We start from the raw sequence: 25,238 nt of genomic DNA, 5'->3' as shown, positions 1-25,238 counted from the left end.
GAGAATACTGGCGTTAAATTGGCCACAGGTGATCAATGATTAATTGCACGCTGCGATTGCCGCGAAACTCATTCACATCCAGTTTATAAGCGATATTGACGACGCGCACGCCGTTATCAGGCCAGCAGGTGGTGTCGACATTAAAAACGATACCGTCGAGCAGCGGGCCGCCGCCGACCGGTTCGACCATCACTTTCAGATGGCGCTCCCCCACCAGCCGCTGTTGCAGAAGACGAAATTCGCCATCAAACAGCGGTTCCGGGAACATCTGCCCCCAGGGGCCGGCATCGCGCAACATTTCGGCTGTATCGAGGGTCATTTCATCAGGTTTTAACAGGCCATCAGAAACGATTTCACCTTGCAACAGTGCCGGATCCAGCCACTCGGTGACCAGTTCGCCAAAGTAGCGCTGGAACTCCTCGAAGCGAGTCTCCTCAAGCGACAGCCCCGCCGCCATGGCATGGCCGCCGAATTTGAGCATCAGCCCTGGGTAGAGCGTATCCAGACGCTCCAGCGCATCGCGCATATGAAGGCCCTGGATTGAGCGTCCTGAGCCTTTTAAAGTGCCATCCCCGGCAGGCGCAAACGCGATAACCGGACGGTGGAAACGCTCTTTAATGCGCGACGCCAGAATACCCACCACCCCCTGGTGCCATTCGGGATGATACATAGCAAGACCGCCCGGCAGGGTATCTCGGCTACGTTCCAGCTTCTCGCACAGCGTCAACGCCTCTGCCTGCATGCCCTGCTCAATCTCTTTGCGCGTCTGGTTTAGCGCATCAAGTTCGCTGGCCAGCACCCGAGCTTCGCCAAGGTTGTCACTGAGCAATAGCGCCACGCCAACGGACATATCGTCCAGACGACCTGCGGCATTCAGACGTGGGCCAAGCGCAAAACCTAAATCGCTGGCCGCCAGTTTTTGTGCGTCGCGGTTGGAGACTTCCAGGAGCGCTTTGATGCCAGGGCGGCACTTTCCGGCACGAATGCGGCTTAAGCCCTGCCAGGTCAGAATGCGGTTGTTGGCATCCAGAGGTACGACATCGGCAACGGTACCTAAGGCCACTAAATCGAGCAATTCCGCCAGATTAGGGATAGCCAGCCCGCGCTCATCAAACCAGCCTTTGTCGCGTAAAAAAGTTCGCAGTGCCAGCATCAGATAGAAGGCCACACCCACCCCCGCCAGCGACTTCGACGGAAAATCGCATTCGCGCAGGTTCGGGTTAATGATGGCTTCCGCATTCGGCAACGTTTCGCCCGGAAGATGGTGGTCGGTGACCACCACCGGAATGCCCAGCGCATGTGCCCGTTCAACCCCGGCATGTGACGAAATACCGTTGTCCACGGTCAGGATCAGTTGCGCGCCGCGCGCGTGAGCCTGATCCACCACTTCCGGGCTTAACCCGTAGCCGTCTTCAAAACGGTTCGGCACCAGATAGGCGATATTAGTGCCGCCCACCGCACGTAAGGCCAGCACACTCAGTGCGGTACTGGTTGCGCCGTCGGCATCAAAATCACCGACAACCACAATACGCAACCCCTCGCGCAAAGCGTTATAGAGGATCTCTACCGCTTTATCGATGCCATACAGCCGCTGCCAGGGCAGCATGCCTTTCACCCCGCGCTCCAGATCCGCCGCGCTACAAACACCGCGGCTGGCATAAAGGCGACGCAGAAGTGGGGGAAGATCGGCAGGTAAATCCGCCGCGTCGTTTGCCTCGCGGCGGCGAAGTCGAATTTCGGCTTTCACGTGAATTACTTACCGCCAGTCTGTTTTTGATGTTCGTCGAGGAAGGCTTTCATCTCTTTCGGCCCCTGATATCCCGGCACAAGGTAGCCGTCGTTTAACACCATGGCTGGTGTACCGTTCACGCCAAACTGCACGCCGAGCGCATAGTGATCGGCGATATCAAGATCGCAACTGGCTGGCTTAACACCCTTACCGCCCATCGCATCGTCTAAGGCTTTGTTGCGGTCTTTCGCACACCAGATAGCTTTCATATCCTGCTCGGCCTGACTCTGCAGCCCCTGGCGCGGGAAGGCCAGATAACGCACGGTGATACCCAGCGCGTTGTAGTCTGCCATCTCTTCATGCAGTTTGTGGCAGTAGCCGCAGGTGATGTCCGTGAAGACGGTGATCACATGCTTTTCCTGCGGCGCTTTATAGACAATCATCTCTTTTTCCAGTGCGTTGAGATGCGCTGTCAGCAACTGGTTGGTGACATTCACCGGCTGGGCGCCGCTGACGTCGTACATCGGCCCCTGAATGATGTGTTTGCCGTCATCGGTGACATACAGCACACCGCTATTGGTCAGCACAGTTTTCATTCCGGCAACTGGCGCAGGCTGAATATCGGAACTCTGTACACCCAATTTTGCCAGCGATTGCTTGATAGCGGCATCGTCCGCGTGCGCGGTACTGGTCAGCGCTGCCGCCAGCAGGGTGAACATGATTAAACCTTTTTTCATAACGTATCCTTTAAAAAACAACTATCACGCCCGCGGGTGATGTTGCTGATGAAGCTGTCGCAGCCGCTCAGTCGCGACATGCGTATAAATCTGGGTCGTGGAGAGATCGCTGTGGCCAAGCAACATCTGAACCACACGTAAGTCTGCACCGTGATTCAGTAAATGGGTAGCAAACGCATGACGCAAAACGTGCGGCGAGAGTTTTTCGCTGTCGATACCCGCCAGTTGCGCATAATGTTTGATGCGGTGCCAGAACGTTTGCCGTGTCATCTGCTGAGCACGCTGGCTCGGAAACAGCACATCGATTGAGACACCATTCAATAACCAGGGACGCCCATGTTCCAGATAGTTTTCTACCCAGTACACCGCCTCTTCCCCCAGCGGAACCAGGCGCTCTTTATTTCCTTTACCGATGACGCGTACAACCCCCTGGCGCAAGCTGATGTCGCTCATCGTCAGCCCTACCAGTTCCGAGACGCGAAGCCCGGTAGCATAAAGCACTTCTAACATCGCTTTATCGCGTAACTCCAGTGGCTGGTCAATGGCTGGCGACGCTAATAGGCGCTCAACCTGCGCTTCACTGAGATCTTTCGGAAGACGTTGTGGCAGTTTTGGCGAAGCAAGTAATGCGCTGGGATCGTCCTGACGAAACTTCTCCCGGTACAGATGCTGGAAGAAACGGCGCATCGCGCTGAGCAAACGTGCTGAGCTGGTTGCCTTGTAGCCGCCGTCCATTCTTTGCGCCAGCAGGTTTTGCAAATCACCCGCCTGTGCGCTTTCCAGCGATAGCCCCTGATGATGTAGCCATTCCACAAGACCCTGCAAATCACGGCGATATGCACTGAGGGTATTTTCCGCCAGGTTTCGCTCCAGCCAGAGGGCATCAAGAAATTGTTCGATACGTGCGAAATCTTGTTCCACCTGTGCTCCTCCTTGCTTCGAATCGTTGCATTATGCCTGATTGCGGTGTGATTCTGGTACACTGCTCGCAAAGACACATCCGGAATTGAGACGTTTACGTTATGAACATCGGCCTGTTTTATGGTTCCAGTACCTGCTACACCGAAATGGCGGCAGAAAAAATCCGCGATATCATTGGCCCGGAACTGGTGACGTTACACAACCTGAAAGACGACGCCCCCGTATTAATGGAGCAGTATGATGCTCTGATTCTTGGCATTCCCACCTGGGACTTTGGTGAATTGCAGGAAGACTGGGAAGCCATCTGGGATCAGCTCGACACACTCAATCTCTACGGAAAAATCGTCGCACTGTACGGCATGGGTGACCAGCTCGGCTACGGCGAATGGTTCCTCGACGCGCTCGGAATGCTGCACGATAAGCTGGCTCCGCGTGGAGTAAAATTCATTGGTTACTGGCCAACAGAAGGCTACGAATTCACCAGCACCAAACCGATCATTGCCGATGGACAGTTGTTTGTGGGTCTGGCGCTGGACGAAACCAATCAATATGACCTGAGCGATGAACGTATCCAGAACTGGTGCGAACAGATTCTGGTAGAAATGGCCGGACAGTTCGCCTGAGCTTAGTGCTGACGCTGCGCCGATTGTTGCAAAATCAGTCGGCGCAAATCACGCCACTCTTGCGCATCCATGCTATCTGCGGCCAGCCACAGATGCTGTCGGCGACCATCTTTTTCCCGACGCAAACGCAGAATCATGCCAATATTCAGCATCCACGGTGTTCCGACGATTTCCCACTCCACGCCTTGCCAGCGCAAACGTGCATCCATCAGCAGTTTGATCTCTCCCTGACAGGCATTAATGCGGCGTTGACTCCGTACGCTGTCGAACACCACCAGTGACAAAAGCAGTAACCAAAGCGGCGTATAGCTCAATGGCCAGGGTAACAGCAACACGAAAGCCGCCATCAAGCCATGGAGTAAAAGTGAGAGCCATTGTGAGCGCCAGGAGACGCGTATATCAGATTGCCACAGGACCACGTTCCCGATTCCGTGTCTGAATTAACTGGATCATTCGCTGCAACGCCTCGTCCTGAGGTTTGCCGTGATTCATCAGCCAGTTAAATAAATCCGGGTCATCGCTCTGCAGAAGACGCACAAACACACGTTTGTCATCATCACTCAGCGAATCATATTCATGTTCAAAGAAAGGCATGATGGAAATATCCAGCTCACGCATTCCACGTCGACATGCCCAATGAATACGGGCTTTGTTGTTAATATCCATGTTCTGAAACCTGCATAGCCACGATGGGTTGCCATTGTAACGTGTTTTTAATCATCCATTGGCGGAATATTTATGTTTACGAGGAGACTTCCAGAATAAATCCCATGCATTGCAACTATTACGGCCATTTTGCGTGCTTTTTCCCATACTCTTTATAAGGCACAAATCGCCTGTTTTTATCGCTTGCATTGGACAACGGCTCTTTTACCATTAGGTGAAAATACGCATCAGGCTAATCAGGACAATACTATGGCTTTTACTCCGTTTCCTCCGCGCCAGCCGACCGCATCAGCGAGACTGCCGCTGACGCTTATGACTCTCGATGACTGGTCGCTGGCGACTATCAAGGGCGCAGACAGTGAGAAATACCTGCAAGGCCAGGTTACAGCCGATGTGGCGAAACTGACTGACGATCAACATCTGCTGGCTGCGCACTGCGATGCAAAAGGCAAAATGTGGAGCAACCTGCGTCTGTTCCGCACCGCTGAGGGTTTTAGCTGGATTTTACGCCGCAGCGTTGCGGAGTCTCAGCTTAAAGAATTGAAAAAATACGCCGTGTTCTCCAAGGTCACTATCGAAGCTGACAACGAACATGTCCTGCTGGGTGTCGCGGGGTTCCAGGCTCGCGCCGCGTTGGCCAATCTGTTTTCGGCCCTGCCGGATGCAGACAAACAGCTTGTGCATGAGGGTGAAACGACACTTCTCTGGTTTGCCCATCCGGCAGAACGTTTTTTACTGGTAACCGACGTCGCCACCGCAGAAAAAGTGACAGAAGCCCTGCGTGGCGAAGCACAACTCAACAACAGCCAGCAGTGGCTGGCGCTCAATATCGAAGCGGGCCTCCCGGTCATTGACACCGTTAACAGCGCGCAATTTATTCCCCAGGCCACAAATATTCAGGCATTGGGCGGTATCAGCTTCAAGAAAGGGTGCTACACCGGCCAGGAGATGGTTGCCCGCGCGAAATTCCGTGGCGCGAATAAACGCGCACTGTGGTATCTGGCGGGGAAAGCCAGCCGGGTGCCGGAAGCAGGTGAAGATCTGGAACTGAAAATGGGTGAAAACTGGCGTCGTACCGGTACAGTGCTGGCTGCCGCGCAACTGGATGACGGCAAACTGCTTGTGCAGGTTGTGATGAACAACGATATGGAGCCAGATAGCGTGTTTCGCGTGCGTGATGACGCGAATACTCTGGCTATCGAGCCGCTGCCTTATTCGCTGGAAGAAGAGTAACGGACAGGAGCGTCTGCTGCGCTCCCCTGTGCTTAATATTCAGGCTGACAAATCCCAGCTATCCGTAGCCCCGGCAAGCGCCACGCCGCCGGGGAATTTTCGGCTAACGCTTCAGCTTTTAAGCCTGCCCGACATACAGATAAATCGCCAGGAAGTGACATATGCTGCCGCCCAGCACGAAGCCGTGCCAGATAGCGTGGTTATAGGGAATACGCTTACAAACGTAAAATATCACGCCCAGCGAGTAAACCACCCCACCCGCGGCCAGTAACGTCACCCCGCCAATCGACAGTTTGGTCGCCAGTTGGTAAACCACAATCAGCGACAGCCAACCCATGGTGAGGTAGGTCACCAGCGACAGCACTTTGAAACGGTGGGCAATGGTCAACTTGAACAGGATCCCCAGCAGTGCCAGGCCCCAGATAACAACCATCAATCCCCGTGCCAGCGGCGAATCCAGTCCCACCAGCAGAAAAGGTGTATAGGTTCCGGCAATCAATAGATAGATTGCGCAGTGGTCGAATTTCTTAAGCCACACTTTTGCCCGCTGATGCGGTATAGCGTGATAAAGCGTGGAGGCGAGAAACAGCAGAATCATGCTGCCGCCATAGAGACTGTAGCTGGTGATCGCCAGCGTGCCGGCATTACTGTCAACGGCCTGCACCAGCAGAAGCACCAGTCCAACAATACCAAACACCAGCCCGATGCCATGGCTGATGCTGTTGGCTATTTCCTCAGCCAGCGTATATCCCTGTGCGATTAATGGTTTATCCACCATAGTTAACTCCGGGAGAACTCAAAATAAAACGTCGCGCCTATAGAGTAACTGAGAATGATTCCAGTGCACACCAGTTCGCTTAAATAAATCATGATATTAATATGAACAGATAAATATCAATTAGTTATATAAGAATTTAAACTAACAGGTGTTACTGTTTTTCTAAAGAACCTTGAAATCAATCACATAAAACTGGTTCTGTCCGGGGTAGATATCGGCAATGACATTTTTGAGCTCAGGCAGGGACATGTTCTCCTGCTGCGCATGTTCTTCTGTCAGGTTGTCAAGGGTGGTCGTTGAGGTACCACTCACCTTGATGGTGCAAAAATAGCCGTCATCCTCATAACGTCCCACGCGCAAGATATCCCCGACGCGAAAGTGCGATTCACTTTCATCGCGGATAGTAATTGTTTTGCGGCCTGCCAGAATGTCGTCCTGAAAGCGCTGAAAAAAAGTGATGTCGTTCGGCTGCATGTTATTATTCCCTGATGATAAATCTGATAAGTGAGTCGTTGACACAGTGAGTATGTTCTCCCACGCCGCTATCGCCAGTCTCAACAATCTTGAGATGATGGTCTACAACTATGTCGTCAAAAATCGTGACAAAGTGATGTACATGACCATCCGAGAACTGGCAGACGGCGCTGGAGTCTCAACCACCACGGTGCTGCGTTTCTGCCGCAAACTGCAATGTGAAGGTTATTCAGAATTTCGCGTCCGCTTTAAATTATATTTAGAGCAAAACGAACCCCAGCAGGCTAATTTTGGTGCCAGCGAAATTATCAGCTTTTTTAAAAGTGTGAATAACGACGAATTCGACACATTATTAGATAAAGCGGTCGATATTATTTTATCGTCGGAGCGTATTATTTTTGTTGGTGCAGGCACATCCGGTGCTCTGGCAAAATATGGCGCACGCTTCTTTTCCAATGTCGGAAAATTTAGTAATCATATCGATGACCCTTATTTCCCGGTCACAAATGACATGGCCAGAAATGCACTGGCTATCGTGTTGTCTGTCTCCGGGGAAACGGAGGAGATCCTGCGTTTCGCCAGCCAGTTCAGCCTCCATCATTGCAAAGTCCTGACCATCACCAGCCATGAGCATTCGCGCCTGGCAAAACTGGCGGATTTCAATCTTTCCTGGCATGTCCCACAAACACGCATTGCCGGTGTTTATGATATTACGACGCAAATTCCGGTGATCTATATTCTGGAATCACTTGGCCGGAAACTGGCGAAGAAAATAGCATAAAAAAACATATTGTTTTATTGGTGTAACAAATCACCATAATGGTAATTTGTTATATCGTGACATTTTTATTCCCTTTGCTAGACTCGAGCGCAGATTTTATTACCAGGGCGAGAGTAGCAACGATGAAAAAATTGACCTTACCGAAAGACTTTTTATGGGGCGGCGCCGTTGCCGCACATCAGGTTGAAGGCGGCTGGAATCAGGGCGGAAAAGGCCCGAGCATTTGTGACGTGCTCACCGGTGGCGCGCACGGGGTTCCACGCGAAATCACCCGGCAGGTCATCGAAGGAAAATATTACCCGAACCATGAAGCGGTCGATTTTTACGGCCACTACAAAGAAGACATCAAACTCTTCGCCGAAATGGGCTTCAAATGCTTCCGTACGTCTATCGCCTGGACACGCATCTTCCCGAAAGGCGACGAACTGCAGCCTAACGAAGAAGGCCTGAAATTCTATGATGATATGTTTGATGAACTGCTCAAATATAACATCGAACCGGTAATTACCCTGTCTCACTTCGAAATGCCGCTGCACCTGGTGCAGGAGTACGGCGGCTGGACCAACCGTAAGGTCGTGGATTTCTTTGTCCGCTTCGCCGAAGTGGTGTTTGAGCGCTACAAAGCGAAGGTTAAATACTGGATGACCTTCAACGAAATCAACAACCAGCGTAACTGGCGCGCGCCACTGTTCGGCTACTGCTGCTCCGGTGTGGTCTATACCGATCATGAAAATCCGGAAGAGACCATGTATCAGGTCTTGCACCATCAGTTCGTGGCCAGCGCGCTGGCGGTGAAAATAGGTCACCGCATCAATCCGGAAATGAAAATCGGCTGCATGCTGGCCATGGTGCCGCTGTATCCGTTCTCCTGTAAGCCAGAAGATGTGATGTTTGCACAGGAATCCATGCGTGAGCGCTATGTCTTTACCGATGTTCAGTTGCGTGGTTACTACCCGTCTTACGTGTTGAACGAATGGGAACGCCGTGGTTTCAACATCAAAATGGAAGCGGGCGACGAGCAGGCTCTGCGTGAAGGGACCTGTGATTACCTCGGCTTTAGCTACTATATGACCAATGCGGTAAAAGCCGAAGGCGGCACCGGTGATGCCATTTCCGGCTTCCAGGGCAGCGTACCGAACCCGCACGTAAAAGCGTCCGACTGGGGCTGGCAGATTGACCCGGTAGGCCTGCGTTATGCGCTGTGCGAACTGTATGAGCGTTATCAGAAGCCGCTGTTTATTGTTGAAAATGGCTTTGGCGCGTACGACAAAGTAGAAGAAGATGGCAGTATCATCGACGATTATCGTATCGATTATCTGCGTGCTCACGTTAAAGAGATGGTTGAGGCGGTCACATATGATGGTGTTGACCTGATGGGTTACACGCCGTGGGGCTGTATCGACTGCGTCTCTTTCACCACCGGCCAGTACAGCAAACGTTACGGCTTTATCTATGTGAACAAGCATGATGACGGCACCGGCGACATGTCCCGTTCCCGTAAGAAGAGTTTTAACTGGTATAAGGAAGTGATCGCCAGCAACGGCGAGAATATCTAACCGGGATACTGTTCATCCTGCCCTTCTCCCCATCGGGGAGAAGGGCCGGGCTGAGGGGGAGTCGCTTACTTCCCTCCCGCCAGTTCGATAAAGCTTCCCGTCACGTAGGATGCCTTATCGCTCAGTAGCCAGACTATCGCCTGCGCCACCTCTTCCGGCTGACCGCCACGCTGCATCGGCAGCATCGATTTCACCCGATCGACCCGCCCGGGTTCACCACCAGAGGCATGCATTTCCGTATAGATAAAGCCTGGTCGAACGCTGTTAACCCGAATACCCTGCGCCGCGACTTCCACCGACAAGCCCGTGGTAAGCGTATCCATCGCCCCTTTTGACGCGGCATAATCAACATACTCGCCGGGCGAACCCAGACGTGCCCCGGCCGAAGAGACATTCACTATCGCACCGCCTTTTCCGCCGTGTGGCAGCGCCATACGTTTAATGGCCTCCCGACAGCAGAGAAAGGTGCCCGTCACGTTAGTCCGCAGAACCTGGTTGATGCGCTCCGCCGTCATCGCTTCCACGCGACTTTGGGTAAACAGGATCCCGGCGTTATTCACCAGCGCGGTCAGCGGTTCATCCGCCTCATCAATGCGCGCGAACATCGCGGTGACCTGCTCTTCTTCGCCAATATCCGCCTGAACCGCGAACGCTTTTCCGCCTGCCGCGATAATGGTTTCAACCACTGACTGCGCGGCCTGCACATTGTGCTGATAATTGACCGCGACCGTATATCCTTCTGCGCCCAGCAACAGCGCTGTCGCCTTTCCTATTCCCCGGCTACCGCCAGTGACCAGTGCAATTGCCAATCTGTATTCCTCCCAATAAAAAGGCCGGGCAACGCGAACGTTCACCCGGCCTGTAGAAGCGTAGCGCTAATTACTGGTATTCGCTCATCGGCACGCAAGAGCAGAACAGGTTGCGGTCGCCGTAAACGTCATCAAGACGTTTTACCGTCGGCCAGTACTTGTTCGCTATACCCGCCGGGAAGACAGCCTGCTCACGGGTATAACCGTGATGCCACTCCGCCACCAGCTCGTTCTGCGTATGTGGCGCATTCACCAGCGGGTTATCGGCAAGCGGCCATTCGCCTGCTTTTACGCGGTTGATCTCGCCACGAATGGCCAGCATCGCGTCAATAAAGCGATCCAGTTCCGCTTTGCTTTCTGACTCCGTCGGCTCAACCATCAGGGTACCCGCAACCGGGAAAGACATAGTCGGCGCATGGAAACCGTAGTCAATCAGGCGCTTCGCAATATCCAGTTCACTGATACCGGTCTCTTCTTTCAGTGGGCGAATGTCGAGAATACATTCATGCGCCACGCGACCATCGCGACCCGTATACAGAACCGGGAATGCCTCTTTCAGACGGCTGGCAATGTAGTTGGCATTCAGAATCGCCACCTGGCTTGCCTGTTTGAGCCCTTCGGCGCCCATCATGCGAATGTACATCCAGCTGATCGGCAGAATCGACGCGCTACCAAACGGGGCGGCGGATACCGCGCCCTGACGGGTCAGCATGCCTTCAATCTGCACCACGCTATGGCCCGGTACGAACGGTGCCAGATGCGCTTTCACGCCAATCGGCCCCATACCCGGACCGCCACCGCCGTGCGGAATACAGAAGGTTTTATGCAGGTTGAGATGCGACACATCCGCACCGATAAAGCCCGGAGAGGTAATCCCCACCTGAGCATTCATGTTCGCGCCGTCGAGATAAACCTGCCCGCCAAATTGATGCACAATTTCGCACACTTCACGGATAGTCTCTTCGTAGACGCCGTGGGTGGACGGGTAGGTCACCATGATGCAAGAGAGATTTGTCGCGTGTTGTTCTGCTTTCGCGCGCAGATCGGCCAGATCGATGTTGCCGTTCTTATCACAGGCCACAACCACCACCTGCATACCCGCCATCTGTGCGGATGCCGGGTTGGTACCGTGTGCAGAGCTTGGGATCAGGCAGATATCGCGATGGCCTTCGTTGCGGCTCTCATGGTAGTGACGAATCGCCAACAGGCCCGCATATTCCCCCTGCGCGCCAGAGTTCGGCTGCATACAAAGGGCATCGTAACCCGTCAGTTTCACCAGCCACTCGGAAAGCTGGTTGATCATGTGGTGGTAGCCTTCGGCTTGTTCTGCCGGGCAGAACGGATGCAGTTCGGCGAATTCAGGCCAGGTGATCGGAATCATTTCCGCTGCGGCGTTCAGCTTCATGGTGCAAGATCCCAGTGGGATCATCGCCTGATTGAGCGCCAGATCTTTGCGCTCCAGAGAGTGCATGTAACGCATCATCTCGGTTTCACTGTGATAGCGATTAAAGACCGGGTGGCTCAGGATCGCATCATCACGCAGCATGGCGGCAGGCACAGAGCGGCTGTCGAGCGCCACGTCTTTATCCAGCACGTCAATATCCAGTCCGTGCGCATCGCCCAGCACGACGGCAAAAAGTTTCTGCACATCTTCACGGGTGGTGGTTTCATCGAGCGTGATACCCACGGCATTCAGAATGTCGCTACGAAGGTTGATTTCAGCCGCTTGCGCACGCGCCAGCACGGCGGCTTTGTCGGCCACTTCCACGCACAGCGTGTCAAAGTAGTGCGCGTGACGCAGCTTAAGCCCTTTTTGCTGCAGGCCGGCCGCCAGAATATCGGCCAGACGATGGATACGGCTCGCAATACGTTTCAGACCAACCGGACCGTGATACACCGCGTACAGGCTGGCGATGTTGGCCAGCAGTACCTGCGAAGTACAGATGTTGGAGTTCGCTTTTTCGCGACGGATATGCTGCTCGCGGGTCTGCATCGCCATACGCAGTGCGGTATTGCCCGCCGCGTCTTTGGAAACACCGATAATACGTCCCGGCATTGAGCGTTTGAATTCATCTTTTGCGGCAAAGAATGCCGCATGCGGGCCACCGTAGCCCATCGGCACACCGAAGCGCTGCGCAGAACCGAAGACAATGTCTGCCCCTTGTTTGCCCGGCGCGGTCAACAACACCAGCGCCATAAAATCGGCGGCCACGCTGACCACAATTTTACGGGCTTTCAGCTCGGTAATCAGTGCGCTGTAGTCATGCACTTCGCCGGTCGTGCCCACCTGCTGCAACAGCACGCCAAACACATCCTGATGATCCAGCACCTTGCTGGCATCATCCACAATAACGTCAAAACCGAAGGTTTCGGCACGGGTGCGCACCACATCGAGCGTTTGCGGATGAATATCGGCGGCAACGAAGAAACGATTGGCATTTTTCAGTTTGCTGACGCGCTTTGCCATCGCCATCGCTTCGGCAGCGGCGGTAGCTTCATCCAGCAGAGAAGCCGAGGCCATGTCGAGGCCAGTCAGGTCGAGGGTTACCTGCTGGAAATTCAGTAAGGCTTCAAGGCGCCCTTGTGACACCTCCGGCTGATACGGCGTATAGGCAGTGTACCAGCCTGGGTTTTCGAGCATGTTACGCAGGATAACCGGCGGTAATTGCACGGCGGTATAACCCATGCCAATGTAAGACTTAAAGCGCTTGTTGCGACCAGCAATCGCTTTCAGCTCCGCCAGTGCGGCGTATTCGGTCGTGGCTTCACCCACCTGCGGCGGCGTGGCAAGCTGGATATCTTTCGGCACGATCTGGGCAATCAGTGCGTTTAACGAATCCGCGCCAACCGTTTTCAGCATCTCCTGCTGTTGCTGAGCATCCGGCCCAATGTGACGTTCAATGAAAGCGCCACGGTTTTCAAGCTGGCTTAAAGTCTGTGTCATGAGCGATGGTTCCTGAAACGTGCGGTGATTTTAAAATTGCCTCTTCGTCAGGAAGAGGTTTGGGGCGAAAGCGCTAATATCTTTCACCCCGCCCTCTCCCTGTGAGGGAGAGGGAGAAAACCATTATTCGTCTTCGAGTAAGGCTTCGTAAGCGGTCGCATCCAGCAACGCAGCAACTTCCGATTCATCACTGGCTTTGATTTTGAAAATCCAGCCTTCGCCGTACGGCGCGCTGTTAACCTGCTCAGGCGCATCGCCCAGTGCTTCGTTAACAGCAACGATTTCGCCGCTGATCGGCGCATAAATATCGGAAGCCGCTTTCACGGATTCCGCGACGGCGCAATCATCACCTGCGGCAACGGTTGCGCCCACTTCTGGCAGATCAACAAACACCATGTCACCCAGCAGTTCCTGAGCATGTTCAGTGATACCGACGGTGTACGTGCCATCCGCTTCTTTACGCAGCCACTCGTGTTCTTTGCTGTATTTCAGTTCTGCAGGTACGTTGCTCATCACTAAATCTCCAAATAAGAATGAATCACGCGACGGCTTTGCCAGCGCGTACAAAAATAGGTTTCGTCACTTTTACCGGCATTTCACGATTACGGATCTGAACGATTGCCGTGTCGCCAATGCCCGCTGGCACACGCGCCAGTGCAATACTGTAGCCCAGCGTCGGCGAGAACGTACCGCTGGTGATCACGCCTTCTTGCGCGTTACCGTGGGTATCTGTGAACCGCACCGGCAATTCGTTACGCAGCACGCCTTTCTCGGTCATGATCAAACCGACCAGTTGTTCGGTGCCTTTCTCGCGCTGTAATTCGAGCGCTTCGCGACCGATAAAATCACGGTCCGCCGGTTCCCAGGCAATGGTCCAGCCCATATTGGCGGCAAGCGGCGAAACGCCCTCGTCCATCTCCTGACCATACAAGTTCATGCCCGCTTCAAGGCGTAAAGTGTCGCGCGCGCCCAGGCCACAAGGCTTAACGCCCGCCTGCACCAGCTTCTGCCAGAAATCGGCTGCCTGTTCGTTCGGCAGCGCGATTTCATAACCTGCTTCGCCGGTATAGCCGGTGGTCGCGATAAACAGATCGCTGGCCTCAACGCCAAAGAACGGCTTCATGCCTTCTACCGCCTGACGCTGTGCGTCAGTGAACAGGGTCGCGGCTTTAGCCTGCGCGTTCGGCCCCTGGACAGCAATCAACGACAAATCGTCACGGACGGTGATATCAATAGCGAAAGGTTCAGCGTGTTGGGTAATCCAGGAGAGGTCTTTTTCGCGGGTGGCGGAGTTTACAACGAGGCGGAAGAAGTCTTCGGTGAAGTAGTAGACGATGAGGTCATCAATGACACCGCCCGACGCATTTAGCATGCCGGTATATAGCGCCTTGCCGGGTTTGGTGAGTTTCGCTACGTCATTTGCCAGCAGGTAGCGCAAGAATTCCCGGGTTCGACTGCCACGCAAATCGACAATCGTCATGTGCGATACATCGAACATGCCCGCATCGGTACGCACCGCGTGGTGCTCATCGATTTGCGAGCCGTAATGCAGCGGCATCATCCAGCCATGGAAATCCACCATGCGTGCGCCGCACAGCGTGTGTTGTTCATACAAAGGAGTCTGCTGGGCCATCTTTTCCTCGTCGAATAAGCGGGGCTTTCACGTTTTCAGCGGTGAAAAAATCATCGCATGACAAGACGTCGACACCGATCCCGGTCGCCGACGCAAACGTTCACTTTCGCCTGAACTTATCACCGAAAGCGGCACTTAACCATAAGAGAAAATGGGTCATCACATTAGCTTATGACCATTTTTCGCAAAAACCCTAACAGAATATTACACCAGAATTAAGAGCGAAATGGCGCATAAAGAATCACTCACGCATAGTTAGTATCGCAAATTGCGATATTTACCACCATAAAAGAGATAATTTTCCCGACAGCAAAAAAACGAGGAATGAGAAAAACTAATCTGAAAAATGGCGTGAAATTAGAATTTTTCAAATGAGGGAAGGTTTCCCTTCCCGCGAGGGGGAAGGGAAAGTGTGACGCAGTTAACGCAACCACTGAGGGAGGTCATTCAGTCCCATCGCCTGACGCAACAACTGTGGTTTTACCCCAGGCAATCTGTCCGCCAGTTTCAGACCAATGTCCCGGAACAGCTTTTTCGCCGGGTTGGTGCCGGAAAACAATTCACGGAAACCCTGCATCCCGGCCAGCATCAGCGCGGCACTGTGTTTACGGCTGCGTTCGTAGCGGCGCAGATACATGTGCTGACCAATATCTTTGCCCTGAGCGTGCAGCCGCTTGAGTTCACTCACCAGTTCGGCCGCGTCCATGAAGCCCAGGTTAACGCCCTGCCCGGCAAGAGGATGGATGGTGTGCGCCGCATCGCCCATCAATGCCAGACGATGCCCGGCAAAATGACGCGCGTAGCGTCCGGTCAACGGGTAGACCTGCCGCTCGCTTTCCACGTGACACAACCCCAGGCGATTATCAAATGCGACGCACAGCGCCTGGTTGAAGGCCTCTTCGTCTGCCTGCTGCATTTCTGCAGCCAGCTCAGGCGGCAGCGACCAGACGATTGAACACAAGTGCGGGTCGGCCAGCGGCAAAAACGCGAGGATGCTTTCATCGTGGAAAACCTGCCGCGCGATAGCCTGATGCGGCTCATCGGTACGGATGGTCGCCACCAGCGCATGATGGTTATAGTCCCAGAAGGTCAGCGGAATATCGGCTTTATTGCGCAACCATGAGTTAGCACCATCGGCCCCGACGACCAGCCGGGCGGTTAACATATTGCCATCTTTGAGGGTAAGAAACGCTTCGTTCTCACCCCAGGCCACTTGTTGCAGTTCCGCTGGTGCCAGGATTGACACATCCGAACACTGCCGGGCTTTGTTCCACAACGCCTGATGAATGACACTGTTTTCAATAATATGACCGAGATGGCTGTAACCCATACTCTGATCGTCAAAGGCAATGCGGCCAAAGCTGTCTTTATCCCACACTTCCATGCCGTGATAACAGCTGGCGCGATGGGCAATAATCGATGACCAGACGCCCAGGCGCGTCAGCAGTTTTTCGCTGGCGGCGTTGATCGCCGAGACACGCAGTTGTGCAGGGGCATCCTCTTTCAGGGGGACGGGCGCATGCTGTTCCAGCACCGCCACTCGCAGGCCACTACCCTGTAATCCACAGGCCAGCGCCAGTCCCACCATGCCGCCGCCTACAATTGCCACATCAACATTTTGCACAAATAGCTCCTGAAGACCTTAACGCGCCACCCAGCCCAGAGTACGCTGCGCCAGCGCATCACGCGCCGGGGTAAATAATTCCATTGCCATCAAACCGACGTTACGCCCGACAACCAGCGGCGCCCAGCGATTAGCAAAAAGATGCACTAACCCATCTGTCACGCCAATCGTAGCGCACTTATCATCACGGCGACGATCGCGATAGCGTGTCAGCACGCCATAACCGCCAACATCCTGCTGCTGCGTCCAGGCATCGGCCAGCGTTTCGGCCAGGCTCATCACATCACGCATCCCCAGGTTAAAGCCCTGCCCGGCAATCGGGTGGAGCGTCTGCGCGGCATTTCCAACCAGCACAGTACGATGTGAAATAGGCGAGGAGGCGGTGGAGAGAGAAAGCGGATAAGCGTTACGGACTCCCGCCTGCATGATTCGGCCCAGCCGCCAGCCAAAGGCTTTTTGCAGCTCATGGCAGAAGGTCTCATCGCTCCAGTTCAGGATCTGTTCCTGTCTGTCGAGCGGGTGACACCACACCAGCGAGCAACGTCCGTGCGACATCGGCAGCATTGCCAGCGGGCCGTGAGCGGTAAAACGCTCAAACGCGCGCCCCTGATGCGCCACCGAGGTCGTGACGTTAGCAATCACCGCAACCTGCTGATAGGGTGCCTGTTGCCAGCTAATACCACATTGCGCACCCAGCGCAGAGCGGGAGCCATCCGCGGCGACCAGTAGGGTTCCGTTAATCGTCTCCCCACTTTCCAGTGCGACCGCCACGCGGTCTTCATCCCTGGAGAAGAAGCTCACCCGTGCGGGGCAATGGAGCGTCACGCCAGGCGCTTTTTTCAGAAGACTAAAAAGACGGGTACCGACATCGTGCAGTTCCACCACCTGGCCGAGCGCCTCAATGTGATAATCATCAGCATCAAGGGTCACGAAACCGGCATGGCCGCGATCGCTGACATGCACGGTGGTAATCGGCGTGGCTTTCTCGACGATATGTGACCAGATCCCCACTCGCGCGAGCTGCTGGCACGTTCCCGCCGCCAGCGCGATAGCGCGCGCATCAAAGCCTGGGTGATCCTGAGAACTCGGTTCGGTCGCTTCGATGAGATGAACAGGAAGGCGACCACCGGTTAAATGCGAAATCGACAGCGCGAGCGTCGCGCCTGCCATACCGCCACCAACAATAATCACACTCATAAGCGACGTGCCGCTGCCATCAGCGCCTCAATGTCATCGGCTTTTTTAACGACGCTGGCGGTGAGGTTTTCATTACCGTTTTCGGTGATCACAATGTCATCTTCCACGCGAATGCCAATCCCCCGATAGGCTTCTGGTACGTCGGCATCCGGGGCGATATAGAGACCCGGCTCAACGGTCAATACCATCCCCGGTTCAAGGATACGCGAGCGATCCTGACCATAGACACCGACATCATGGACATCCAACCCCAACCAGTGGCTCAGACCATGCATAAAGAAAGGGCGATGCGCATTCTCAGCAACCAGCGTGTCAACCTCGCCCTTAAGAATGCCCAGTTTCACCAGCCCGGTTACCATGATGCGCACCACTTCCCCGTTCACTTCCTGAATAGAGGTGCCAGGGCGGAACAGGCGCAGGGCCGTTTCCAGTGATTCCAGTACAATGTCATACACTTCACGCTGCGCCGGGCTGAACTTGCCGTTAACCGGAAAGGTACGGGTAATATCGCCGGCATACCCCATGTATTCGCAACCCGCGTCGATCAGCACTAAATCACCATCACGCATCACGCTTTCGTTTTCGGTGTAATGCAAAATACAGCCGTTCTCCCCGGCACCGACGATAGTGTTATAGGACGGAAAACGGGCGCCGTGACGGTTGAACTCGTGGTGGATTTCGCCTTCAAGCTGGTATTCAAACATCCCGGGTTTACAGGTTTGCATGGCGCGGGTATGTGCCAGCGCTGAAATCTCTCCGGCGCGACGCATTACCTCGATTTCTTCGGCTGACTTGAACAGACGCATTTCATGCACGATAGGCCGCCAGTCGGTCACCGTGGCCGGGGCAGTGAGATTCTGTCGAGAGCCTTTACGCAGTTTATCCAGCGCGGCAAAGACAATCTCATCAGCATAAGCGTATTCGCCCTGGGCGTGATAGACCGCGTCCAGGCCGTTGAGCAATTGGTAAAGATGTTTGCCTATTTCCGGAAACGCCAGCGCCCTGTCTACACCCAGTTTTTCTGGCGCCGCCTCCTGCCCCAGACGGCGGCCAAACCAGATTTCCGCCGTCTTATCGCGAATCCGGTTAAACAGGACGCTGTGGTTATGGGTATCATCACTTTTAATCAGCACCAGCACCGCTTCCGGCTCATTAAAACCGGTGAAATACCAAAAGTCGCTGTTCTGACGATACGGGTATTCACTGTCGGCACTGCGGGTCGCTTCCGGCGCCGCGAAAATAAGCGCCGCGCTGGCTGGCGCCATCTGCGCCAGCAACGCCTGACGGCGTCGGAGAAACTCAAGCTGTGTCATGACATCTCCTTTGAGCGGAATAGATTAATGCAGGGTTGGCTTACGCACTTCGGGTGCCGTTGGCTGCGGACGGGTAAATGTGTCATGGCACAGCAGCGCCGCAACGCGCACATATTCGATGATCTCTTCGAGCGACATCTCCAGCTCTTCCTGATCTTCATCTTCGTCATAACCGAGCAAAGCAATGTTACGCAGATCGTCAATCGCTTCACCGGTTTCGCCGGTCACTTTGTCGAGTTTCGGCTGCGTGACGCCAAGCCCCAGTAGGAAGTGGTTAACCCAGCCTGCCAGCGCATCGGCACGGTCAAACACGCTCACGTCGTCGCCGGTCGGCAGATAAAGCTGGAACAGGAAACCGTCATCCTCCAGTGAGTCGCTGGTAGCGGCATGCATGCTGCGCAGCGCCTGAGCGAGCTCATGGCCGAATGCTAACCCTTCGTTAGTCAGGTCATGCAACAGCGGCTGCCAGGAGCTGTCGTTGTTGCCGCCACAAAGCATCCCCGCGATAAGCCCGTGCATTTCCGCAGGAATCAGTCCAACACCTTGCTGATTGAGCAACTGGCCTACATCGTTGTAACCAGGTATTTCGTTCTGTATAGACATGCGCATTCATCGTCGTTGGGGAGAATATTCATGGTATGCTACCACTTTGGACCCTGGTGATATACCCGTCATGCTTCACGTTACATGCCTTTGCATGCGCTATGAGTGAATTAAGGTATAGCAAAGAGCTTGAATCCTCTCACCAGGGTGGCTATAGTGACGCCCCTTCGCAGCCAGGACTCGGCTGTGAAGGCAGAGCGCAGTCAAACAGCAGGAAGGTGGCATGTCTGCACAACCCGTCGATATCCAAATTTTTGGCCGTTCACTGCGAGTGAATTGCCCGCCTGAACAGAGAGATGCTCTGAATCAGGCCGCGGAGGATCTGAATCAGCGGTTGCAAGATCTGAAAGTTCGCACTAGAGTCACAAATACTGAGCAGTTAGTCTTTATCGCAGCGCTGAATATCAGCTATGAACTGACTCAGGAAAAGGCAAAAACCCGTGACTACGCATCCAGCATGGAACAGCGTATTCGGATGTTACAACAGACCATCGAACAGGCATTGCTTGATCAGGGTCGCATATCCGAAAGACCGGGGCCGAAGTTTGAATAACACTTCAAGGTTAACTATGGTAGAGTGACCGTGAAGAAAAAATTTCTCTGAGATGTTCGCAAGCGGGCCAGTCCCCTGAGCCGATATTTCATACCACAAGAATGTGGCGCTCCATGGTTGGTGAGCATGCTCGGTCCGTCCGAGAAGCCTTAAAACTATGACGACACATTCACCTTGAACCAAGGGTTCAAGGGTTACAGCCTGCGGCGGCATCTCGGAGATTCCCTTCTTTCTACCTGGTACCATGACACAACTTTCTGCTCTTCCCCCGTCACGTCAGGAAATCCGTAAAATCATACGGCAGCGTCGTCGCGCCCTCACCGCCGGGCAACAAGAACACTTTTCGATTGCAGCGGCAGCGCGCATGATGGCGTATCCGCCGGTCGTGATGGCGCATACTGTCGCCCTTTTTCTCTCCTTCGATGGCGAGCTGGACACCCAACCGCTTATCGAACAGCTCTGGCGCAGCGGCAAACGCGTTTATCTGCCGGTTCTGCATCCGTTCAGCCCGGGCAATCTGCTGTTTTTGCAATACCATCCGCATAGCGAGCTGGTTATCAATCGCCTGAAAATTCAGGAACCGAAACTGGACGTACGCGATGTTTTACCGCTTGCACAGTTAGATGTCCTGATAACCCCGCTGGTTGCCTTTGACAGCCAGGGGCAACGTCTGGGAATGGGCGGTGGCTTTTACGACAGAACGCTACAAAACTGGCAACGATATGGGTTACAGCCGGTGGGTTATGCGCATGATTGTCAGCATGTTGATATGCTTCCTGTGGAAGAGTGGGATATTCCGCTCCCTGCGGTGGTGACGCCGTCGAGGTTGTGGAGTTGGTGAAACCACAGGGTGAGTGAGAACACATAAAAACGGCAACCCTCAGGTTGCCGTTTTGCATTTATCTCGCCATCCGGCACTGCATAATCAGTACAGCAGGCGTGCGCGAATCGTACCCGGGATCGCCTTCATGCTCTGCAGCGCTTTTTGCGCCACATCTTCTTCGGCTTCAATATCGATAACCACATAGCCCATATACGGGGTCGTTTGCAGATACTGAGCCGCGATATTGATACCGTCGCCAGCAAAGATCTGGTTGATTGCGGTCAGCACGCCTGGACGGTTTTCGTGGATATGCAGCAGACGACGACCGCCGTGCAGCGGCAGCGACACTTCCGGGAAGTTAACGGCAGAGAGCGTTGAGCCGTTATCAGAGTATTTAATCAGTTTACCCGCCACTTCCAGACCGATGTTTTCCTGCGCTTCCTGGGTTGAACCGCCAATATGCGGCGTCAAAATCACGTTATCGAATTCGCAAAGCGGTGAATTAAACGGATCGCTGTTGGTTGCAGGCTCAGTCGGGAACACGTCGATTGCCGCGCCCGCCAGGTGTTTACGTTTAAGCGCATCGCACAGCGCCGGAATATCAACAACCGTACCACGTGCGGCGTTGATCAGCAGTGATCCCGGCTTCATCAGCGCCAGCTCTTCCGCGCCCATCATGTTTTTGGTCGAGGCATTTTCCGGCACGTGCAGACTGACAACATCACTCATATTGAGCAAATCGGACAGGTGCTGAACCTGGGTCGCGTTACCCAGCGGCAGTTTGCTTTCAATATCATAGAAATAAACGTGCATACCGAGTGACTCAGCCAGAATGCCAAGCTGCGTACCGATGTGGCCGTAGCCAATGATGCCCAATTTTTTACCGCGCGCTTCGTAAGAGCCCACGGCCAGTTTGTTCCAGATACCGCGGTGCGCTTTGGCATTCGCTTCCGGAATACCGCGCATCAGCAGTAACAGCTCGCCAATCACCAGTTCCGCCACGGAACGCGTGTTAGAGAACGGGGCGTTAAATACCGGGATACCGCGCTGTGCAGCCGCATCCAGATTGACCTGGTTGGTACCAATACAGAAACAACCAATCGCAACCAGTTTTTCAGCGGCGGCAATAACATCTTCGGTCAGGTTAGTACGGGATCGAATGCCAATGAAGTGGGCATCACGGATAGACTCTTTGAGCTGCTCACTGTCGAGCGCGCCTTTGTGATACTCGATGTTGGTGTAACCTGCTGCACGAAGGCTATCGAGTGCTTTCTGATGCACCCCTTCGACGAGCAGAAATTTAATCTTGTCTTTCTCCAGTGATACCTTTGCCATTTACCCGACCCTGTTTTTTGTCATAACTGATGTTGTGTGGATATTCATCCGCTGTAGTCAACATATCAAAAAAAACTATTGCAGCAATATGAACGTTTGCGTCGGCCCTGTGAAGGAATGTCATACAGTGAGAAATGGCAGAGGAATATGCTGGAAATAGCCACAGAGGCGGGAGGATTATCAGGGCGAATCCAGAAGCGTGACAGATGTCACCAAATTTGCTCTTTGAGATTTTTTTCATGGGGGAACACGTCCCCCACACAGATCATTTTGTGATGGTTTTGACGCCATCGGCGCTGCCGATCAAAGCCACATCCGCACCACGGTTGGCGAACAAGCCCACGGTCACCACACCCGGAATGCCGTTAATCGTATTTTCCAGCGCAACAGGATCGATAATCTCCAGACCAAAAACGTCGAGGATCACGTTGCCGTTGTCGGTGACCACATTCTGGCGATATTCAGGGCGACCGCCCAGCTTCACCAGTTCACGCGCTACAGCGCTTCGTGCCATCGGGATCACTTCCACCGGCAGCGGGAATTTACCGAGGATTTCGACCTGTTTGGACGCATCGGCAATACAGATAAATTTATCGGCTACCGAGGCAATGATCTTTTCGCGCGTTAACGCGGCGCCGCCGCCTTTGAGCATCTGCATCTGGCCGTTGATTTCATCCGCGCCATCAACATAAATTCCCAGACGATCGACTTCGTTCAGATCGAATACGGTGATACCCAGGCCTTTCAGTTTTTCTGTCGAGGCATCGGAACTGGAGACCGCCCCTTCAATCTGACCTTTCATGGTACCGAGCGCGTCAATAAAGTGCGCAGCGGTGGAGCCGGTACCAACACCTACGATAGTACCCGGTTCAACATATTTCAGCGCTGCCCAACCCACTGCTTTTTTTAATTCGTCCTGCGTCATCGTTGTTCGCCTGTGGTGAGAATGGTGTGGAATTCGAAGCGCATTATAGAACATGGAAGGGGGAAAAGTCCCTGTGAGCTGTGTCACATTACCAGCAGGTACATTTTCGTCTGTAAGAGACAAAAAATTATGTCATAGTGCTGAGTAATTATTTTGCAGGAGTATGTCAGTCAGATGAAACGTCCGGACTACAGAACGTTACAGGCGCTCGATGCGGTCATTCGGGAACGTGGGTTTGAGCGCGCCGCGCAGAAGCTGTGTATCACTCAGTCCGCCGTATCGCAGCGTATTAAACAGCTCGAAAATATGTTTGGTCAGCCTCTGCTGGTGCGCACCGTCCCACCGCGCCCTACTGAACAAGGGCAAAAATTGCTGGCGCTGCTGCGCCAGGTAGAATTGCTGGAAGAAGAGTGGCTGGGTGATGAGCAAACCGGCTCCACCCCACTCCTGCTGTCGTTGGCGGTGAACGCCGACAGTCTGGCAACCTGGCTGCTGCCCGCGCTGGCACCGGTACTGGCCGACTCGCCAATTCGTCTGAATTTACAGGTGGAAGATGAAACCCGCACTCAGGAGCGTCTGCGTCGAGGCGAAGTGGTCGGTGCGGTAAGTATTCAGCCGCAGGCTCTGCCAAGTTGCCTCGTTGACCAGCTTGGCGCGCTTGATTACCTGTTTGTCGGTTCAAAAGCCTTTGCTGAACGTTACTTCCCGAATGGCGTAACCCGCTCGGCGTTACTTAAAGCGCCAGCCGTGGCGTTTGATCATCTCGACGATATGCATCAGGCCTTCTTACAGCAAAACTTCGACCTGCCGCCGGGCAGCGTACCCTGCCATATCGTTAACTCGTCGGAAGCATTTGTGCAACTGGCAAGGCAGGGAACGACCTGCTGTATGATCCCGCATCTGCAAATCGAAAGAGAGTTGAATGCCGGAGAGCTGATCGATCTGACGCCGGGTCTCTTCCAGCGCCGAATGCTGTTCTGGCACCGGTTTGCGCCAGAAAGCCGCATGATGCGCAACGTCACCGACGCACTGCTGGCGTACGGCCACAAGGTGTTAAGGCAAGATTAAAACATTGTCTTACCGGGGCGACATATTGTGCAAAATGTAGCCCCGGTAAGCGTGGCACATCGGGGATTTCCCAGATGCGACCACATATCCCACTCATTTGAAATTACTGCGTTTTGTCCGTTGTTGCTGGTTGCTGAGTCTGGCTCTGCGTTGGCTCAAGCTGGAACACAACGTCTACCTGATCGGCAAACTGAATGGTCGGCTGTTCGTACGTTTCCTGTGCGGATACCGGTGCCGCATCTGCTTTCATCATGCGAACCATCGGGCTCGGCTGATAATTGGAAACGTGGTAACGCACGCTATATACCGGGCCAAGCTTCGCGTGGAAACCGGCTGCCAGTTGTTCGGCTTGATGAACCGCATCATCAATGGCGGCTTTACGCGCCTTATCCTTGTAAGAATCCGGTTGCGCAACACCCAGCGAAACGGAACGGATTTCATTCAGACCGGCTTTCAGCGCACCATCCAGCAGAGAATTGAGCTTCTCCAGATCGCGCAGGGTTACTTCCACCGTACGTACGGCGCGCCAGCCTTTCAGCACGCTTTTACCGTTTTGGTAATCGTAATCCGGCTGGGTACGCAAGTTGGCGGCGTTGATGTCTTTCTTCACTACGCCATTCTTGTCGAGGAAGGAGAGATACTCGGCGACGCGGTCGTCTGCCTGTTTCTTGGCGGTTGCAGCATCTTTCGCCTGGATGTTCACTTCAATTGCCAGGGTGGCAATATCCGGCACTGCGTCCACGCTCGACGTACCCGAGGTAATAATGTGCGGGCCATCAGGCAGTTCACTTGCCTGTACCGACATGACACTCAGTCCCACTAATGCCGCCAGGGCCATCACTTTGAATTTCACGGTTGCTCCTCCATGTTGCTTATTACGTCCGTAACAAAACGGCACGCCTGGGAAAAGCTT

At 54.0% G+C, this 25,238-nt stretch carries 25 protein-coding genes and 1 other RNA gene; 8 read left to right on the top strand and 18 right to left on the bottom strand.

The genetic code is table 11. The annotated features are described in order from the left end of the window. Nucleotides 1-13: 13 nt before the first annotated feature. From recJ to xerD, 3 genes are read right to left on the bottom strand one after another with little or no spacing between them, the layout of a single operon-like run. On the bottom strand, nucleotides 14-1,747 hold the full coding sequence (recJ, locus tag ACS0RQ_RS04545; RefSeq protein ID WP_271849762.1) for a single-stranded-DNA-specific exonuclease RecJ: 1,734 nt from the start codon (nucleotides 1,745-1,747) through the stop codon (nucleotides 14-16). A gap of 5 nt (nucleotides 1,748-1,752) precedes the next feature. Continuing rightward, nucleotides 1,753-2,466 (bottom strand): bifunctional protein-disulfide isomerase/oxidoreductase DsbC, encoded by a 714-nt coding sequence (gene dsbC, locus ACS0RQ_RS04540; protein ID WP_271849761.1) that lies wholly within the window; start codon nucleotides 2,464-2,466, stop codon nucleotides 1,753-1,755. Between the two features lie 24 nt (nucleotides 2,467-2,490). After that, nucleotides 2,491-3,387 (bottom strand): site-specific tyrosine recombinase XerD, encoded by an 897-nt coding sequence (gene xerD / locus ACS0RQ_RS04535; protein WP_271849760.1) that lies wholly within the window; start codon nucleotides 3,385-3,387, stop codon nucleotides 2,491-2,493. 101 nt (nucleotides 3,388-3,488) lie between these two features. Between xerD and fldB the strand changes: the two genes are divergently transcribed. Beyond that, a complete protein-coding gene (gene fldB / locus ACS0RQ_RS04530) occupies nucleotides 3,489-4,010 on the top strand; it encodes a flavodoxin FldB (RefSeq protein WP_271849759.1) in 522 nt (173 codons plus the stop codon). Between the two features lie 2 nt (nucleotides 4,011-4,012). Here the strand turns inward: fldB and ACS0RQ_RS04525 are convergent, their stop codons facing one another. Together ACS0RQ_RS04525 and sdhE are read right to left on the bottom strand one after the other, a co-directional pair. After that, the gene (locus ACS0RQ_RS04525; RefSeq protein WP_271849758.1) at nucleotides 4,013-4,429 is read right to left on the bottom strand and encodes a protein YgfX; all 417 of its coding nucleotides are present in this window, start codon (nucleotides 4,427-4,429) and stop codon (nucleotides 4,013-4,015) included. Beyond that, nucleotides 4,410-4,676, bottom strand: coding sequence for an FAD assembly factor SdhE (gene sdhE, locus ACS0RQ_RS04520; RefSeq protein WP_039077973.1), 267 nt, complete (start codon nucleotides 4,674-4,676; stop codon nucleotides 4,410-4,412). The genes ACS0RQ_RS04525 and sdhE overlap by 20 nt, the downstream gene beginning before the upstream one ends. Before the next feature lie 249 nt (nucleotides 4,677-4,925). Between sdhE and ygfZ the strand changes: the two genes are divergently transcribed. Further along, a complete protein-coding gene (gene ygfZ / locus ACS0RQ_RS04515) occupies nucleotides 4,926-5,909 on the top strand; it encodes a tRNA-modifying protein YgfZ (protein WP_071196007.1) in 984 nt (327 codons plus the stop codon). Between the two features lie 118 nt (nucleotides 5,910-6,027). On the opposite strand, the gene trhA is transcribed toward ygfZ, so the two are convergent. Both trhA and yqfB read right to left on the bottom strand, forming a co-directional pair. After that, nucleotides 6,028-6,687, bottom strand: coding sequence for a PAQR family membrane homeostasis protein TrhA (trhA, locus tag ACS0RQ_RS04510; protein ID WP_271849756.1), 660 nt, complete (start codon nucleotides 6,685-6,687; stop codon nucleotides 6,028-6,030). 162 nt (nucleotides 6,688-6,849) lie between these two features. Continuing rightward, a complete protein-coding gene (yqfB, locus tag ACS0RQ_RS04505) occupies nucleotides 6,850-7,161 on the bottom strand; it encodes a N(4)-acetylcytidine aminohydrolase (RefSeq protein ID WP_271849755.1) in 312 nt (103 codons plus the stop codon). A gap of 52 nt (nucleotides 7,162-7,213) precedes the next feature. Between yqfB and ACS0RQ_RS04500 the strand changes: the two genes are divergently transcribed. Then, nucleotides 7,214-7,942 carry a MurR/RpiR family transcriptional regulator gene (locus tag ACS0RQ_RS04500; protein ID WP_039077977.1) on the top strand — a complete coding sequence of 243 codons (729 nt, stop codon included), beginning with the start codon at nucleotides 7,214-7,216 and terminating at the stop codon, nucleotides 7,940-7,942. Nucleotides 7,943-8,064: 122 nt separating this feature from the next. Continuing rightward, entirely contained in the window at nucleotides 8,065-9,498 is a 1,434-nt protein-coding gene (locus ACS0RQ_RS04495; protein ID WP_249572242.1) for a 6-phospho-beta-glucosidase, read from the top strand. Nucleotides 9,499-9,563: 65 nt separating this feature from the next. Here the strand turns inward: ACS0RQ_RS04495 and ACS0RQ_RS04490 are convergent, their stop codons facing one another. From ACS0RQ_RS04490 to ACS0RQ_RS04455, 8 genes are all read right to left on the bottom strand, one after another. Further along, nucleotides 9,564-10,307 carry an SDR family oxidoreductase gene (locus tag ACS0RQ_RS04490; RefSeq protein ID WP_271849754.1) on the bottom strand — a complete coding sequence of 248 codons (744 nt, stop codon included), beginning with the start codon at nucleotides 10,305-10,307 and terminating at the stop codon, nucleotides 9,564-9,566. Nucleotides 10,308-10,377: 70 nt separating this feature from the next. Then, on the bottom strand, nucleotides 10,378-13,251 hold the full coding sequence (gcvP, locus tag ACS0RQ_RS04485) for an aminomethyl-transferring glycine dehydrogenase (RefSeq protein WP_334632638.1): 2,874 nt from the start codon (nucleotides 13,249-13,251) through the stop codon (nucleotides 10,378-10,380). Nucleotides 13,252-13,374: 123 nt separating this feature from the next. Beyond that, entirely contained in the window at nucleotides 13,375-13,764 is a 390-nt protein-coding gene (gcvH, locus tag ACS0RQ_RS04480) for a glycine cleavage system protein GcvH (RefSeq protein WP_271849752.1), read from the bottom strand. A 25-nt stretch (nucleotides 13,765-13,789) separates the two neighbouring features. Beyond that, on the bottom strand, nucleotides 13,790-14,884 hold the full coding sequence (gcvT, locus tag ACS0RQ_RS04475) for a glycine cleavage system aminomethyltransferase GcvT (RefSeq protein WP_271849751.1): 1,095 nt from the start codon (nucleotides 14,882-14,884) through the stop codon (nucleotides 13,790-13,792). Between the two features lie 421 nt (nucleotides 14,885-15,305). Then, nucleotides 15,306-16,508, bottom strand: a complete 1,203-nt coding sequence (ubiI, locus tag ACS0RQ_RS04470; RefSeq protein ID WP_271849750.1) for an FAD-dependent 2-octaprenylphenol hydroxylase — start codon at nucleotides 16,506-16,508, stop codon at nucleotides 15,306-15,308. Between the two features lie 18 nt (nucleotides 16,509-16,526). Beyond that, on the bottom strand, nucleotides 16,527-17,705 hold the full coding sequence (gene ubiH / locus ACS0RQ_RS04465; protein ID WP_039077984.1) for a 2-octaprenyl-6-methoxyphenyl hydroxylase: 1,179 nt from the start codon (nucleotides 17,703-17,705) through the stop codon (nucleotides 16,527-16,529). After that, on the bottom strand, nucleotides 17,702-19,018 hold the full coding sequence (gene pepP, locus ACS0RQ_RS04460) for a Xaa-Pro aminopeptidase (protein WP_271849749.1): 1,317 nt from the start codon (nucleotides 19,016-19,018) through the stop codon (nucleotides 17,702-17,704). The genes ubiH and pepP overlap by 4 nt, the downstream gene beginning before the upstream one ends. A gap of 24 nt (nucleotides 19,019-19,042) precedes the next feature. After that, complete coding sequence (locus ACS0RQ_RS04455) at nucleotides 19,043-19,621, bottom strand: YecA/YgfB family protein (protein ID WP_125123904.1); 579 nt, start codon at nucleotides 19,619-19,621, stop codon at nucleotides 19,043-19,045. 223 nt (nucleotides 19,622-19,844) lie between these two features. Between ACS0RQ_RS04455 and zapA the strand changes: the two genes are divergently transcribed. From zapA to ACS0RQ_RS04440, 3 genes are all read left to right on the top strand, one after another. After that, entirely contained in the window at nucleotides 19,845-20,174 is a 330-nt protein-coding gene (zapA, locus tag ACS0RQ_RS04450; RefSeq protein ID WP_039077987.1) for a cell division protein ZapA, read from the top strand. 41 nt (nucleotides 20,175-20,215) lie between these two features. Continuing rightward, nucleotides 20,216-20,399, top strand: a non-coding RNA gene (ssrS, locus tag ACS0RQ_RS04445) — 6S RNA. Nucleotides 20,400-20,418: 19 nt separating this feature from the next. Next, nucleotides 20,419-21,015 (top strand): 5-formyltetrahydrofolate cyclo-ligase, encoded by a 597-nt coding sequence (locus tag ACS0RQ_RS04440; RefSeq protein WP_271849748.1) that lies wholly within the window; start codon nucleotides 20,419-20,421, stop codon nucleotides 21,013-21,015. Nucleotides 21,016-21,099: 84 nt separating this feature from the next. On the opposite strand, the gene serA is transcribed toward ACS0RQ_RS04440, so the two are convergent. Further along, nucleotides 21,100-22,332 (bottom strand): phosphoglycerate dehydrogenase, encoded by a 1,233-nt coding sequence (gene serA, locus ACS0RQ_RS04435; RefSeq protein ID WP_039077989.1) that lies wholly within the window; start codon nucleotides 22,330-22,332, stop codon nucleotides 21,100-21,102. Between the two features lie 265 nt (nucleotides 22,333-22,597). Continuing rightward, nucleotides 22,598-23,257 carry a ribose-5-phosphate isomerase RpiA gene (gene rpiA, locus ACS0RQ_RS04430; protein ID WP_271849747.1) on the bottom strand — a complete coding sequence of 220 codons (660 nt, stop codon included), beginning with the start codon at nucleotides 23,255-23,257 and terminating at the stop codon, nucleotides 22,598-22,600. A gap of 174 nt (nucleotides 23,258-23,431) precedes the next feature. Between rpiA and argP the strand changes: the two genes are divergently transcribed. Then, a complete protein-coding gene (gene argP / locus ACS0RQ_RS04425; RefSeq protein ID WP_039077991.1) occupies nucleotides 23,432-24,325 on the top strand; it encodes a DNA-binding transcriptional regulator ArgP in 894 nt (297 codons plus the stop codon). A gap of 103 nt (nucleotides 24,326-24,428) precedes the next feature. Here argP and ACS0RQ_RS04420 read toward each other — a convergent pair whose 3' ends face one another. After that, the gene (locus ACS0RQ_RS04420; RefSeq protein ID WP_039077992.1) at nucleotides 24,429-25,178 is read right to left on the bottom strand and encodes an oxidative stress defense protein; all 750 of its coding nucleotides are present in this window, start codon (nucleotides 25,176-25,178) and stop codon (nucleotides 24,429-24,431) included. Nucleotides 25,179-25,238: the final 60 nt, after the last annotated feature.

This window comes from Phytobacter diazotrophicus (assembly GCF_052061655.1).
GTDB classification, from domain to species: domain Bacteria; phylum Pseudomonadota; class Gammaproteobacteria; order Enterobacterales; family Enterobacteriaceae; genus Phytobacter; species Phytobacter diazotrophicus.
This window is presented reverse-complemented; position numbering and strand designations above follow the sequence as displayed.

Bases quoted from the DNA above. Each gene is read 5' to 3' on its own strand.
- dsbC (WP_271849761.1), bottom strand. From the start codon at position 2,466: ATGAAAAAAGGTTTAATCATGTTCACCCTGCTGGCGGCAGCGCTGACC.
- fldB (WP_271849759.1), top strand. From the start codon at position 3,489: ATGAACATCGGCCTGTTTTATGGTTCCAGTACCTGCTACACCGAAATG.
- sdhE (WP_039077973.1), bottom strand. From the start codon at position 4,676: ATGGATATTAACAACAAAGCCCGTATTCATTGGGCATGTCGACGTGGA.
- ygfZ (WP_071196007.1), top strand. From the start codon at position 4,926: ATGGCTTTTACTCCGTTTCCTCCGCGCCAGCCGACCGCATCAGCGAGA.
- trhA (WP_271849756.1), bottom strand. From the start codon at position 6,687: ATGGTGGATAAACCATTAATCGCACAGGGATATACGCTGGCTGAGGAA.
- yqfB (WP_271849755.1), bottom strand. From the start codon at position 7,161: ATGCAGCCGAACGACATCACTTTTTTTCAGCGCTTTCAGGACGACATT.
- ACS0RQ_RS04500 (WP_039077977.1), top strand. From the start codon at position 7,214: ATGTTCTCCCACGCCGCTATCGCCAGTCTCAACAATCTTGAGATGATG.
- ACS0RQ_RS04495 (WP_249572242.1), top strand. From the start codon at position 8,065: ATGAAAAAATTGACCTTACCGAAAGACTTTTTATGGGGCGGCGCCGTT.
- gcvP (WP_334632638.1), bottom strand. From the start codon at position 13,251: ATGACACAGACTTTAAGCCAGCTTGAAAACCGTGGCGCTTTCATTGAA.
- gcvH (WP_271849752.1), bottom strand. From the start codon at position 13,764: ATGAGCAACGTACCTGCAGAACTGAAATACAGCAAAGAACACGAGTGG.
- gcvT (WP_271849751.1), bottom strand. From the start codon at position 14,884: ATGGCCCAGCAGACTCCTTTGTATGAACAACACACGCTGTGCGGCGCA.
- ubiH (WP_039077984.1), bottom strand. From the start codon at position 17,705: ATGAGTGTGATTATTGTTGGTGGCGGTATGGCAGGCGCGACGCTCGCG.
- pepP (WP_271849749.1), bottom strand. From the start codon at position 19,018: ATGACACAGCTTGAGTTTCTCCGACGCCGTCAGGCGTTGCTGGCGCAG.
- ACS0RQ_RS04455 (WP_125123904.1), bottom strand. From the start codon at position 19,621: ATGTCTATACAGAACGAAATACCTGGTTACAACGATGTAGGCCAGTTG.
- zapA (WP_039077987.1), top strand. From the start codon at position 19,845: ATGTCTGCACAACCCGTCGATATCCAAATTTTTGGCCGTTCACTGCGA.
- ACS0RQ_RS04440 (WP_271849748.1), top strand. From the start codon at position 20,419: ATGACACAACTTTCTGCTCTTCCCCCGTCACGTCAGGAAATCCGTAAA.
- serA (WP_039077989.1), bottom strand. From the start codon at position 22,332: ATGGCAAAGGTATCACTGGAGAAAGACAAGATTAAATTTCTGCTCGTC.
- rpiA (WP_271849747.1), bottom strand. From the start codon at position 23,257: ATGACGCAGGACGAATTAAAAAAAGCAGTGGGTTGGGCAGCGCTGAAA.
- argP (WP_039077991.1), top strand. From the start codon at position 23,432: ATGAAACGTCCGGACTACAGAACGTTACAGGCGCTCGATGCGGTCATT.